The organism is Streptomyces sp. NPDC006207 (genome assembly GCF_040613835.1).
Classification (GTDB): Bacteria; Actinomycetota; Actinomycetes; order Streptomycetales; family Streptomycetaceae; genus Actinacidiphila.
This window is the reverse complement of the sequence record NZ_JBEXSX010000017.1, coordinates 86,981-98,980: the sequence shown is the minus strand read 5'-3', so window position 1 is coordinate 98,980 and position 12,000 is coordinate 86,981. Positions and strand designations below refer to the sequence as shown.

The following is a 12,000-nucleotide window of genomic DNA, read 5'->3' as shown; positions in this document are numbered from 1 at the left end:
CTTCCAGATTGGGGGACCTGTCCGCGCAAGGTGAGTGCTGATGCTCACTCAGACCGCGAACGAGGATTCCCGCCTCTCCTTCTGGCTGCGCGTGCGCGAGTTCGCCGTGCCGCCCTCCATGGTCGAGACCGCGACCGCCCGCCGCCGAGGCGGTGACTGGGCCGGGGCCTGTGCCGCCGCCGGCATCGACGTCGACCTCAACCTGCGTTCCCTCGCCCGTACCCACGGCCGGGAACTCGCGGCCCGGGTCCGGGCCGACCTCCGGCATCTGGTCCCCGACCTGCTGCGCTGGCACATGCCCAGGGTCGCCCCCGACGGTCTGCTGCGTCCGGGCCTGACCATCTCCCTGGCCGGGTACGGGGCCGCGGAGCCGGAGGGCGGCGACCAGGTGCACCTCGTCGTCCGGACCCCGCCGGCGTGGGCGGACGGCGGGCAGCGGATCAGCCTCGCCCTGTGGGACCCGGACCACCCCGGCGCGGGTGCCCTCCACCATCCGCACGCCCGTCCCCACCGGCGGTTCCGTCTCGACCTGCACCGCCACCTGTGGGACGCGCGCAGAACCGGTGAACTGCCGCTGCGCGCCGGAACCGGCCGCGAGTCCGCCGACCTGCCTCCCCTCCCGGACCCGGAACCGCCCGGGCCACTGCCGCCGTACCAGCGCTGCGCGGTCGACCGGTGGGCGGACGAGGCGCGGAGGGTGCTGCGTGCCGAGGGCCGCACCAGCGGTGCCGTCACCGTGCGCCTGGGCTCCCGCCACCGGCTGCTGGTGGAGGTGACCGGCGACGGTGACGGCACAGGAGCGCCCATCGCGTGGATCTCGGCGGCGCCCGCGGACCGTGGCGGCGCCCGGGCGCTGCCGGTGCTGCCGGACGCGGCGACCTGGGTGCCGCCGGACCTCGAACTGCTCGACGCCGGACTGATCGGCGCCGACGGGCTGCACCCGCTGGTCGCCGCCGCGCTCGTACCGGATCACACGCCGTCCGGTCCGTCCCTGCCGCGGGGGCGGCCGGGACGACCGCGCGTCGTGGAGTGCCGGGGCGCACCGCACCGGATCGGCCTGGTCGACGGCGTCCTGACCGCGCTGGACCATGACCCGGAAGAGATCCGCCGCGAGGAACTGCTGGTCGCGCTGACCGGTACCCCGCTGCCCTGCCTGCAGGCGATCGACCGGGCGCACCGGCGTCCGGAATCCCTCGCCGACGTAAGGGCACGCCTCGACCACGGCGACACCGCCGGCGCGCTGGCCGTCGTCGAGGGACTGCTCGGTCCCGGCGCGGTGCTCCGCGACGGACCGCTGCGGGACGAACTGGAGGCGGCCGCCCAACGGCGCATCGTCTACGGCCTGTTCAGGGCAGGTCTCGCCGGGCCCGCCCCCGGGCGGGTGCCGCCGCGCGACCGCTTCCCGGCACCCCGCACCCGTTCCCGCCCCGGCCGGCCGCACCCGCGGCAGCGCGCCTCCCGCTGACCCCGGGGCGTGCGCGGTGTCCCCGCGCACGCTCCCGTACCGCTTTTCGGCTTTCGGCTTCTCAGACCCCCGAGGTGATCACCCATGCCCACGTCCGCCCTGTCCACCCTGCCCGCCGACCCGGACTCCGCCCCCCAACTCGACGTCGCAGACGCCCTTTTGACCCTGCTGCGCGACACCACCACCGAACCGCGCCCCGACACCCAGCTGGAGGCCCTCACTCTGGCCGTCGCCGCCGACCTGCCCGTGCTCCTGTGGGGCGAGCCCGGGGTCGGCAAGACCGCGGCGCTCACCCAGCTCGCCGCCGCCCTCGACCTCCCGCTGACCACGGTGATCGCCAGCGTCCACGAGCCGTCCGACTTCTCCGGGCTGCCCGTCGTCGGGGACGACCCCGCCGAACAGGGCGTCCCGATGGCCCCGCCGGACTGGGCGGTCCGGCTGGTCCGGGCCGGCCGGGGCCTGCTCTTCCTCGACGAGCTGTCCACCGCGCCGCCCGCGGTGCAGGCGGCCCTGCTCCGTCTCGTGCTCGAACGGCGGATCGGCGCCCTGCGGCTGCCGCCCGGGGTCCGGATCGTGGCCGCCGCGAACCCCCGCTCCTCGGCGGCCGACGGCTGGGAACTGAGCGCGCCGCTGGCCAACCGCTTCGTCCACCTGCAGTGGACGCACGACCACGACGTGGTGGTCCGCGGCCTCGGCGGCACCTGGCCCCGGGCGACGCTGCCACGGCTCGACCCCGGGAAGCTGCCCGGTGCCGTGGACTTCGCCCGCCGCGCGGTGTGCGGGCTCCTCGCCGCCCGCCCAGGCCTCGTCCACCGCCTCCCCACCAACGAGACCCGCCGCGGCGGCGCCTGGCCGTCCCCCCGGAGCTGGGAGATGACGCTGTGCCTGATCGCCTTCGCGACCGCGGCCGACGCCTCCCGGGACGTGCTCTCCCTGCTCGTCAGAGGTGCCGTCGGGGACGGTCCGGGGCTGGAGCTGCTGGCGAGCATGGACCGCATGGACCTCCCCGACCCCGAGGAACTGCTCGCCGACCCGGCCGGCGCCGTCCTGCCCGAGCGCGGGGACCTGCGCCAGGCCGTCCTGGACGGTGTGGTGGACGCCGTCCGCAACCGGCCGGAGAAGTCGCGCTGGGACGCGGCGTGGGCCCTGCTGGTCCGGGCCCTGGAGACCGGGGCCCCGGATCTGGTCGTCGTCCCGGCCACCACGCTCGCCTCGCTGCGCCGCGAGGAATGGGACGTCCCCGCGGCCATCGAGCGGCTGGCCGCAGTGGTGTCCCTGTCCCGGCGCGCCGACCGGGCCGCCGACCGGACCGGGGCCGGGCTCGTCGCGAAGGCCGGCCGGTGAACGCGCAGGCGCCGGTGGCGCTGGACCTCGAGAAGCTCTTCGCCGCCCGGCTGTACGCCGCCCGGGTCCGCCCCTATCTGGCGACGGCCCTGTTCGCGCTGCACGTCGTGGAGTCCCGGCGGGTGCCGACGATGGCCGTCGACGCGCACTGGCGGTGCTACGTCTCACCGGGGTTCGTGGACCGCACGCCGCTCGAAGAACTGGCCGGGGTGTGGGTGCACGAGGTGTCGCACCTGCTGCGCGACCACCACGGGCGCGGTGACCGCGTCGCACGGGAGCAGGGACTGGAGGGCCCGGCGGAGCGGCTGCGGATGAACATCGCCGCGGACTGCGAGGTCAACGACGACGCCTTCGGGGACGGGCTGGACACGCCTCAGGGCGCCGTCCTCCCCAGGACCCTGGGACTCCCCGACGGGCAGCTCATGGAGGACTACCTCGGGCGGTTCGGGATCGGCCCGCTCACGCAGGACTTCGTCTGGCTGGACTGCGGCAGCGGCGCGGACGGCCTCGAACGCGAGTGGGACCTGGGCCCGGAGGGCGCCCACGGCCTGAGCGAGCAGGAACGGGACGGCGTCCGCTTCCGCGTGGCGCAGGCCATCAACGGCCGCCCGGGCCATGCGCCGAAGAGCTGGCGGCGGTGGGCGGAGGAGGCGTTCCATCCGCCGCAGCAGTGGCGGGAACTGCTGGGCGCGGCGGTGCGCTCGGCGGCCTCCGGTTCCGGCGCGGGCCAGGACTACAGCTACGGACGGCCCTCGCGCCGGTCGGCCGGTGTGCCTGGCGTCGTCCTGCCGAGCCTGCGGCGCAGACCGCCCAGGGTCTGCGTGGTCATCGACACGTCCGGCTCGGTCAGTGACGCCGAACTGGGCAGCGCGCTCCTCGAAGTGGCCGCCATCGCCCGCGCCGTGGGCGGCCGTCGCGACCTGGTCACCGTGGTGCCGTGCGACGCCGCGGCCCGGATCGCCCACCCGCTGTGCCGTGCCGAGGACATCCCGCTGGTGGGCGGTGGCGGTACGGACCTGCGCAGCGGCTTCGCGCGGGCGCTGCGCACACGGCCCCGGCCGGACGTCGTCGTGGTGCTGACCGACGGTCAGACGCCCTGGCCCGATGCGCGCCCGGCCTGCCGCACGGTCGTGGGCCTGTTCCCCCGCCAGGGCGGGCGCCGCTCGTGGCGCGAGCACGATCCCGACTACGTGCCGGACACGCCGCCCGACTGGGCGCGCGTGGTCGTCATCGGGTCGTCCGGCCCCGCCGGGTGACGGTGCCCGGGAACATGTCATGTTCCGTCAGAATCCCTGTGCACAGGCGTTCCCCTGCGTCGGCCGCGGACCCTAAGATCACCCCGCCAGTCAGGGGACCGCGGCCGCCGGGGAGGCGACGTGAGCGACAGCGCACCTCAAGGGCAAGATCTCGAGAAGTACGGCTACACCCAGCAGTTGGCGCGGTCACTCGGCTTCCGGGACCTGGTGGTCTACGGCCTGGTCTTCATGGTGCCGATCGCGCCCTTCGGCATCTTCGGCGGTGTCTTCCAGGGCTCGGGCGGCATGGTCGCCCTCGCCTACGCCATCGGCATGCTGGCGATGATGTTCACCGCGCACTCCTACGCGCAGATGTCCCGGGCCTTCCCGATGGCCGGGTCGGTCTACTCCTACGCGGGGCGGGGCATCGGCAGGCCGTTCGGCTTTCTCTCCGGCTGGATGATCCTGCTGGACTACATCCTGGTCCCGGCGCTGCTCTACCTGATCGCCGCGGTGGCGATGAACTCGGAGGTCGAGTCGGTGCCCGTGTGGATCTGGCTGATCGGGTTCGTCGTCCTCAACACCGTCGTGAACTGGCTCGGCATCGAGATGACCGCCAGGATCAACAAGATCATGCTCGTGGCCGAACTGGTCGTCCTCGCGATCTTCCTGGCCTTCGGGACCGCCGCGCTCGCCCAGGGCAAGGGCAGCTTCAGCCTGCACGCCTTCTACGACTCCGGCACCTTCTCCTGGTCCCTGATCTTCGGGGCGGTGTCGATCGCCGTGCTCAGCTTCCTCGGCTTCGACGGCATCTCCACCCTCGCCGAGGAGAACCGCGAATCCGCCCGGGCGATCGGCAGGGCCATGATGGCCGCGCTGCTGCTCGCCGGTGCGCTGTTCATCGTCCAGACCTGGATCGCGGCGATGCTGGTGCCCGAGGCGCCGACGCTGATCAAGGAGGGGGACCCGGACGGCACCGCCTTCTACGACGCGGCCCAGGTCGCCGGAGGCCGCTGGCTGAGCACCCTGAGCGCACTGGCCACCGCGATCGCCTGGGGCTTCGCCAACTCCCTGGTCGCGCAGGCGGCGACCTCCCGGCTGCTGTTCGCGATGGCCCGCGACCGTCAACTACCCCGTTTCCTGGCGGAGATCGACCCCCGTCGCCGTGTCCCGGTCAACGCGACGCTGCTGGTCGCCGTGGTCTCGCTGGGGCTGGGCCTGTACATGAACTCCCGCGACGACGGCATCACCCTGCTCAGCTCGCTGGTCAACTTCGGGGCGATGACCGCGTTCCTGGTGCTGCACGTCTCGGTCGTCGTCCACTACGTCGTCCGGCAGGGCAGCCGCGACTGGTGGCGCCACCTGATCGCGCCGCTGATCGGCTTCGGGATCCTCACCTTCGTCGTCGTCAACGCGAAGGTCACCGCCCAGCGGCTCGGCTTCCTGTGGCTGGCGATCGGTGCGGCCCTGCTGGTGGGGCTGCTGATCGCGGGCCGGCGCCCGGAACTGCCCGCCGAGCCTTCCGAGACCACCCTGGCCGAGGAGGCCGAACCGTCATGAGCGACCTCGAAGTGGTACGCCTCCACCCGACGCCCGAGCAGTACGCCTACGCCTTCGGCGGCCGCGAGCCCCTGCTGCGCGTGCGGCCGGGGACGATCGTGGAGCTCTTCACGGAGGACTGCTTCGGCGGCCTGGTCCGGGGTCCCGAGGACCTCCCGAGCAAGGTGTGCGAGTTCCCGTACCTCAACCCGGTCACCGGCCCGATCCACGTCGAGGGGGCCGAGCCGGGCGACACCCTGGCCGTCCACTTCGTCGACATCGCGCCGGCCCGGGACTGGGCGGTGTCCACCACCTTCCCGCACTTCGGCGCGCTGACCACGACGCACGCCACGGCGATGCTGCACGACCCGCTGGAGGAGGTCGTCTGGCGGTACGGGATCGACCGCGAGCGCAACAGCTGCCGGTTCCAGGCCCGCTTCTCCGACCACACGGTCGAGCTGCCCCTCGACCCGATGCACGGCACCGTGGGGGTCGCCCCCGCCGCCGGCGAGGTCGTCATGAGCATCACCCCGGGCGCGCACGGCGGGAACATGGACACCCCGGAGATGCGCGCCGGCACCACCCTCTACCTGGGCGTCAACGTGCCCGGGGCGCAGCTGGCGATCGGCGACGGGCACTGCCGGCAGGGCGAGGGCGAGGTGTGCGGCACCGCGGTCGAGGCAGCGATGCACACCGTGGTCGTGATCGACCTGCTCAAGGGCGGCGCGCCCGCCTGGCCGCGCCTGGAGGACGACCGCTTCCTGATGTCGACCGGGTCGGTCCGGCCGCTCGAGGACGCCTACCGGATCAGCCAGCACGACCTGGTCGGCTGGACGTCCTCCCTGACCGGTCTGCACCAGCTGGACGCGTACCAGCTGGTCAGCCAGGCCGGACTGGCGCCCATCGGGAACGTGGTCGACACCAACTACACCGTGGTCGCCAAGCTGCCGAAGACCGTGCTGGACGGCTCGCCCGCGTACGACGGCCTGCACCGGTCGCTGCGCGAGAGGGGGCTGGAGTACCTTCGTACGCGCTGAACCGCCGGCGCCGTCGGGGACGGCCGGGAAACGCCGTCCGTCCCCGCCCCGCGGTCGGGAGCGGGAGGGGGACGGACGGCCTGGCCTGTGCGGCGCCGGCGGCGGGAACCGCGGATCAGCCGAACATGCCGAGCTGGTAGCCGCCCGCAGGCTGCTGGTTGATCACGTTGATCCTGTTGTAGGCGTTGATCACGGCGATGAGCGAGATCAGGGCGACCAGCTGGTCCTCGTCGAAGTGCTTGGCGGCGTTCCCCCAGACCGCGTCCGAGACGCCACCGGCGGCGTCGGCGACACGGGTGGCCTCCTCCGCGAGCTCCAGGGCGGCACGCTCGGCGTCGGTGAAGACCGTGGCCTCGCGCCAGGCGGCGATCAGGTTCAGGCGCACCGAGGTCTCACCGGCGGCGGCGGCCTCCTTGGTGTGCATGTCGGTGCAGAAGCCGCAGCCGTTGATCTGGCTGGCGCGGATCTTCACCAGCTCCTGGGTGAGGACCGGCAGCGTGGACTCCGCCAGCACCTTGCTCGCCGAGTTCAGGTGCCTCATGACCTTGCCGGCGAGCGGGTGGCCGAAGTAGTTCACGCGGGCTTCCATGGTGATCTCCTCTGCTGTGGGGTGCGATACGCAGTGATGACCGGGCTGCCCCGCGGAATGTGACAGCGCGGTGAGCGTGGCGCGGGTCTGCGTCCCGCGCGGGGCACGACGGCCGGCACACCCGGGGGCGCACCGGCCGGGTGGTGGGGCGGGACCGGCTCAGGCGCCGACGACCGAGCGTCCCGCGGCGTAGATGCGGGCCTGCTCGGCGACCCGGCGGCCGAGGTGCGCGGCGGTCGCGATGTCGGCCTTGTGGACCTCGTCCGCGCCGACGTCGGTGTGCGTCTGGGCACCCGCGCCGAGGTAGATGCCGAGGCGGTTGAGGTCGTCCTCGGAGGCGGTGGAGCTGTTCCAGCCCGGGTGCAGGCCGAGGTTGACCCAGGTCATGCCGTGCTGGGCCGCGAGGATGGAGAAGTACTGCAGCGTGTGGAGCTTGTCGCCGCTCTTGGCACCGGAGTTGCTGAAGCCGGCGGCCAGCTTGTCCTTCCAGGAGTGGACGAACCAGCGCTTGGAGGTCGTCTCGGCGAACTGGTGGAAGGCACCCGAGGCCGTGCCCATGTAGGTCGGCGAACCGAAGACGATCGCGTCGGCGGCGTCGAGCAGCTCCCACTGCTCCTCGGTGATCTCGTCGACCTTGACCAGGTGGACGACGGCGCCGGCTTCCGCGGCGCCGTCACGCACGGCCTCGGCGAGGACGGTCGTGTGGCCGTAGCCGGAGTGGTACGCGATCGCGACGACGGGTGTGGTCATGGACGTTCTCCTCTTGCGGGGGTGTCTCCGGCTCCCCTGGGGGAGCCCTCACCCACCACGACCGGACAGTGCCCGCCGCTATGACACCGACCGGCCGTTTGTGACCAGGAGCACCTTGCCGGCCGATGCCGACCTCGGTCCCGCACCGGGCGCCCGCGGGATCAGCGGCCCGCGGCGCCGGGCTCGAACGGGCCGGTCTCGGGGGCCGCGACGAACTCGACGTCGGTGTACGCGCCGGCCGCCGTGCCCTTCAGGCCGAGCGCGCCGCCCATGACCCGCAGGTCGATGGAGAACCGTGTGGTCGCACCGGACCGCTTCAGGCCGTGGATGCGCTCGTCGATGTACCCGAGACCGTTCAGGACCCGCCTCACCTTGTCGGGGGTCGGGTCCGCCACACCCATCAGCGCCTGCGTGATTCGCTCGACGTGGAGGTGCCCCGCGCACCACTCCACGGCGTTCGGCTCCACCTCCGGGCCCGCGGTCGGCAGCGCGGGCGCGCCGTCACCGGTCGGCAGTGCCTCCGCCGGACCGGTCCGCGGCTTCTCGCCCGGGGCGACGGGCTCGTCCTCCCCGGACGGGACCTCCAGGGCGCAGGGCCGCGCGACCGTGTTCACCCTCTCGATGAACGCCCGCTCCGGATCCTCCGCAGCCGACGGCGCCCCGGCGGGCCGCACCTTGACGGCGTCGGCGGCGTTCGTGTGCTCGGTGCCGCAGGCGGCAAGCGTCAGGGCGGTCAGAACCGCCATCGCGAGTGCGGGAGTTCGTGTCATGCGGACAGCCTCGGACCGGGCGGCGCGGGGCGCCTGAGTACGCGTACTCAGCCGCGTGCGCGCACATGCCCAAGTCACCGCTGCGGCCACGGCACCCCCGGGAGCCGACACGCCGGGGCCGCCGCGGGGGCGGGACGGCGGGCGCGGCCGTGGATACTGCGGCCATGCGCGTCGACTTCGATCCCGAGGCCATGGGCGGCTTCGCCTTCTACCGCTTCCTGACCTCCGTGGTCGTGCCCCGGCCGATCGCGTGGATCTCCACCGTCACCCCGGACGGCCGGTACGAGAACCTCGCGCCGCACTCCTTCTTCAGCATCGCGAGCACGGATCCGCCGATCGTGCAGTTCACCTCGATCGGCCGCAAGGACTCGCTGCGCAATGTCGAGGACACCGGGGAGTTCGTGGTGAACTTCGCCTCCGAGGTCCTGATGCTGCTGGTCAACGTCACGGCCACCGACTTCCCGCGGCACGTCAGCGAGTTCGACCACGCGGGCATCGAGCGCGAACCGAGCCTGAGGGTGCGTCCGCCCAGGGTGGCGGCCTCGCCGGTCGCCCTGGAGTGCCGCTCGCACACCACCGTGCGGATGGGCAATTCGACGCTGGTCTTCGGGCGGGTGGTGCACGCCGTCGCGGACCAGGAGGTCCTGGCGGACGGCCGCCCGAGCGCCCCGCTGCTGCGGCCGCTCACCAAACTCGGCGCCGACGAATGGGGCACGCTCGGCGAGATCCGGCACCTGAACCGCATCCCGTACGAGGAGCCCCGACCCCTGTGATCGTCGCCGGCCGTCGGGGCCGGGGAGGGGTGTGGCTCGTGGACGGGCACGGGTCGGTGCGCGAGGTCGTCTGGGGGGCGAGAGCTGCCCCTGCGGTTCGCGCTCGTCCACGAGGAGGGGGACGCGGAGCGGACGGTGTGGGCGCGGTGCGTCGACGCCGAAGGACTGTTCGCGGACCGGGCCGCGTTCCGGGAGAGGCTGAACCTCCTCGGCTGCGCACCCACCGGCCCGCTCCTGCGTGCGCCGGACCGTCCCCCCGCACGACAGAGACCGCCCGCGCGCCGGACGCCGCCGGGCGGGGGCGCCCGGCGGCGGCGCGGGCCTACGGGATGCGGTCGGTGAGCTCCAGGACCGGCGGGTCGACCCGGAAGGTCTCCGGGTACTTGGCCGCCGCCCCGGTGTTCAGCACCACCACCTCCTCGTCGCCGGACAGCCAGCCCTGCTCGCGAAGGACCCGCACCGCCGACAGCGTCGCCGCGCCCTCCGGGCACAGCAGGGCACCGTCGGCGGCGGCGCACCTGTCGCGGTCGGCGAGCAGCTCCTCGTCGTCGACCGCGACGGCCCGGCCGTCGGTCTCGTACAGCGCGTCCAGGACGAGGAAGTCGCCCAGCGCCTTGGGCACGGTGATGCCGAACGCGACCGTGCGCGCGTCCTGCCACGGCTCACTGGTGCGCTCGCCCTTCTCGAAGGCGCGCACGATGGGGGCGCAGCCGGAGGCCTGCACGCTCACCAGCCGCGGCATCGGCCCCTGCAGCCACCCCAGGGCCCGCAGTTCGACCAGGGCCTTGTGGATGCCGATGAGGCCGACGCCGCCGCCGGTGGGGTAGACGATGACGTCCGGCGCGCGCCAGCCGAGCTGCTCGGCGATCTCCAGGCCCATGGTCTTCTTGCCCTCGATGCGGTACGGCTCCTTCAGGGTCGCCGCGTCCATCCAGACACCGGGCTCGGCGGCGATCTTCTCCGCCACCAGCCGGCCCGCGTCGCCGATCAGGCCGTTCACCAGGTACAGGTCGGCCCCGGCGGCAGCGCATTCGGCCCGGGTGATCGACGGCGCGTCCGCCGGCATCGCGACGAGCGCGTCCAGGCCCGCCCGTGCGGCATAGGTCGCCCACGCGGCCCCCGCGTTGCCGTTGGTGGGCATGGCGATCCCGCGTGCGCCCAGTTCGAGGGCCCTGGCCACGCCGACGGCCGCGCCCCGCGCCTTGAAGCTGCCGGTGGGTATCAGCCCCTCGTCCTTCATCACCAGTCCCGGCACGCCGATCGCCGCGCCGTACCGCGGCAGCGGCACCAGGGGCGTCATGCCCTCGCCGAGGGTGACGACGTGTGCCGGATCGCGTACGGGCAGCAGTTCGTGGTAGCGCCACAGGTTCTGCGGGCGGCCCGCGAGGTCCGCGGGCGTGAGGGAGTCCCGGACCCGGTCCAGGTCGTAGCGGGCGAGGAGCGGAGATCCGCACGCGCACAGGTTCTGCACCCGGTCGGCGTCGTGGCGGCGGCCGCACCGCGCGCACTCCAGATGCGTCAGCACACTGAATGGCAAGGTCATGGTTCCCTTCATACCTCCTCGGGTGCCCGTCGCCAGCATGGGAAGGCGCCGCCCACGCGGCGCACGAGGTGCCGTGGACGACGCGACGACCGGCCCCCCGCCCGCGGAACGCCGTGCGGGCGAGGTGGTCACCAGCGACGGAGTGCGCCTGCGCTACACGGAGGCGGGCGCCGGGGAGCCGCTCGTCCTCGTCCCGGGTTTCGCGCAGAGCGCCGCCGAGTTCGGCCCGCAGATCGACGGGCTGAGCGGCCGCCGCCGCGTGATCGCGCCGGACCACCGCGGGCACGGCCGTCCGCCAGACCCGCCCACGGCTACCGGATCGCCCGGCTGGCGACGGACCTGCACTACCTCCTGGAGGCCCTGGCCCTGCGGGACGTCACCCTGCTCGCCCACTCCATGGGCTGCCCGGTCGCGTGGTCCTACTGGGACCTCTTCGGCGGCGAGCGGATCGCCCGCCTCGTCATCGTCGACCAGCCGCCCGTGATCTCCTCGGCGCTCGCCGGCGCCGGGGACGAGGCGCCGCCGTCGGCGGTGTTCACCCCGGAGATGTCCCAGGGCATCGTCGCCGGGTTGCGCGGCACGCCCGACAGCGCCGCCGCCACATCACGCGCCATCGTCGGCATGCTGCACGGCCCGTCCCTCCCGGACGCGGACGTGGAGTGGCTCGTGGAGCAGAACCGGCTCCTCCCGCCGCGGCACGCCGCCGCGCTGCACCTGGACCACTACGGGGGCGACTGGAGGGACGTCCTGCCGCGGATCGACGTCCCCACCCTCGTCATCGGCGGCGAGCTGAGCATCTTCCCGCCCGGCACGGCCGCATGGGTCGCCTCCCTGATCCCCGGTGCGCGGGCACGCGTCCTCTCCGCGGCCGAGGGCGGCAGCCACCTGATGTTCCGGGAGAACCCGGCCCTGTTCAACCGCGTCGTGGCCGACTTCCTCGACGAGCCGTGACCCG

General features: G+C 73.7%; 10 protein-coding genes and 1 pseudogene. 7 read left to right on the top strand and 4 right to left on the bottom strand.

Features of this window, described 5'->3' with window-relative positions:
• Positions 1-40: 40 nt before the first annotated feature.
• The 5 genes from ABZ312_RS16330 to ABZ312_RS16310 all read left to right on the top strand — a co-directional run bounded on the left by ABZ312_RS16330 (position 41) and on the right by ABZ312_RS16310 (position 6,620).
• The gene (locus ABZ312_RS16330; RefSeq protein WP_500437937.1) at positions 41-1,465 is read left to right on the top strand and encodes a hypothetical protein; all 1,425 of its coding nucleotides are present in this window, start codon (positions 41-43) and stop codon (positions 1,463-1,465) included.
• Between the two features lie 84 nt (positions 1,466-1,549).
• Positions 1,550-2,809 (top strand): AAA family ATPase, encoded by a 1,260-nt coding sequence (locus ABZ312_RS16325; RefSeq protein WP_500323490.1) that lies wholly within the window; start codon positions 1,550-1,552, stop codon positions 2,807-2,809.
• Complete coding sequence (locus tag ABZ312_RS16320; protein ID WP_500323492.1) at positions 2,806-4,065, top strand: vWA domain-containing protein; 1,260 nt, start codon at positions 2,806-2,808, stop codon at positions 4,063-4,065. The genes ABZ312_RS16325 and ABZ312_RS16320 overlap by 4 nt, the downstream gene beginning before the upstream one ends.
• 120 nt (positions 4,066-4,185) lie before the next feature.
• A complete protein-coding gene (locus ABZ312_RS16315; RefSeq protein ID WP_500437935.1) occupies positions 4,186-5,604 on the top strand; it encodes an APC family permease in 1,419 nt (472 codons plus the stop codon).
• The gene (locus ABZ312_RS16310) at positions 5,601-6,620 is read left to right on the top strand and encodes an acetamidase/formamidase family protein (RefSeq protein WP_500358266.1); all 1,020 of its coding nucleotides are present in this window, start codon (positions 5,601-5,603) and stop codon (positions 6,618-6,620) included. Before ABZ312_RS16315 ends, ABZ312_RS16310 begins: the two co-directional genes overlap by 4 nt.
• Positions 6,621-6,735: 115 nt before the next feature.
• On the opposite strand, the gene ABZ312_RS16305 is transcribed toward ABZ312_RS16310, so the two are convergent.
• The 3 genes from ABZ312_RS16305 to ABZ312_RS16295 form a co-directional block, all read right to left on the bottom strand.
• Positions 6,736-7,209 (bottom strand): carboxymuconolactone decarboxylase family protein, encoded by a 474-nt coding sequence (locus tag ABZ312_RS16305; protein WP_499516057.1) that lies wholly within the window; start codon positions 7,207-7,209, stop codon positions 6,736-6,738.
• Positions 7,210-7,368: 159 nt separating this feature from the next.
• Positions 7,369-7,959, bottom strand: a complete 591-nt coding sequence (locus tag ABZ312_RS16300) for a flavodoxin family protein (RefSeq protein ID WP_500323495.1) — start codon at positions 7,957-7,959, stop codon at positions 7,369-7,371.
• 161 nt (positions 7,960-8,120) lie between these two features.
• Entirely contained in the window at positions 8,121-8,729 is a 609-nt protein-coding gene (locus tag ABZ312_RS16295) for a hypothetical protein (RefSeq protein ID WP_500323496.1), read from the bottom strand.
• 164 nt (positions 8,730-8,893) lie between these two features.
• Between ABZ312_RS16295 and ABZ312_RS16290 the strand changes: the two genes are divergently transcribed.
• Entirely contained in the window at positions 8,894-9,502 is a 609-nt protein-coding gene (locus tag ABZ312_RS16290; RefSeq protein ID WP_500437933.1) for a flavin reductase family protein, read from the top strand.
• A gap of 322 nt (positions 9,503-9,824) precedes the next feature.
• On the opposite strand, the gene ABZ312_RS16285 is transcribed toward ABZ312_RS16290, so the two are convergent.
• Positions 9,825-11,045 carry a threonine synthase gene (locus ABZ312_RS16285; RefSeq protein ID WP_500323500.1) on the bottom strand — a complete coding sequence of 407 codons (1,221 nt, stop codon included), beginning with the start codon at positions 11,043-11,045 and terminating at the stop codon, positions 9,825-9,827.
• Here ABZ312_RS16285 and ABZ312_RS16280 point away from each other — a divergent pair.
• Positions 11,044-11,996, top strand: a pseudogene (locus tag ABZ312_RS16280) (alpha/beta fold hydrolase). The gene ABZ312_RS16285 and the pseudogene ABZ312_RS16280 overlap by 2 nt on opposite strands.
• Positions 11,997-12,000: the final 4 nt, after the last annotated feature.

What these genes read in the sequence shown, in the direction of transcription:
- ABZ312_RS16300 (WP_500323495.1), bottom strand. Translation starts at nt 7,959, where the DNA reads ATGACCACACCCGTCGTCGCGATCGCGTACCACTCCGGCTACGGCCAC.
- ABZ312_RS16330 (WP_500437937.1), top strand. Translation starts at nt 41, where the DNA reads ATGCTCACTCAGACCGCGAACGAGGATTCCCGCCTCTCCTTCTGGCTG.
- ABZ312_RS16295 (WP_500323496.1), bottom strand. Translation starts at nt 8,729, where the DNA reads ATGACACGAACTCCCGCACTCGCGATGGCGGTTCTGACCGCCCTGACG.
- ABZ312_RS16310 (WP_500358266.1), top strand. Translation starts at nt 5,601, where the DNA reads ATGAGCGACCTCGAAGTGGTACGCCTCCACCCGACGCCCGAGCAGTAC.
- ABZ312_RS16325 (WP_500323490.1), top strand. Translation starts at nt 1,550, where the DNA reads ATGCCCACGTCCGCCCTGTCCACCCTGCCCGCCGACCCGGACTCCGCC.
- ABZ312_RS16285 (WP_500323500.1), bottom strand. Translation starts at nt 11,045, where the DNA reads ATGACCTTGCCATTCAGTGTGCTGACGCATCTGGAGTGCGCGCGGTGC.
- ABZ312_RS16305 (WP_499516057.1), bottom strand. Translation starts at nt 7,209, where the DNA reads ATGGAAGCCCGCGTGAACTACTTCGGCCACCCGCTCGCCGGCAAGGTC.
- ABZ312_RS16290 (WP_500437933.1), top strand. Translation starts at nt 8,894, where the DNA reads ATGCGCGTCGACTTCGATCCCGAGGCCATGGGCGGCTTCGCCTTCTAC.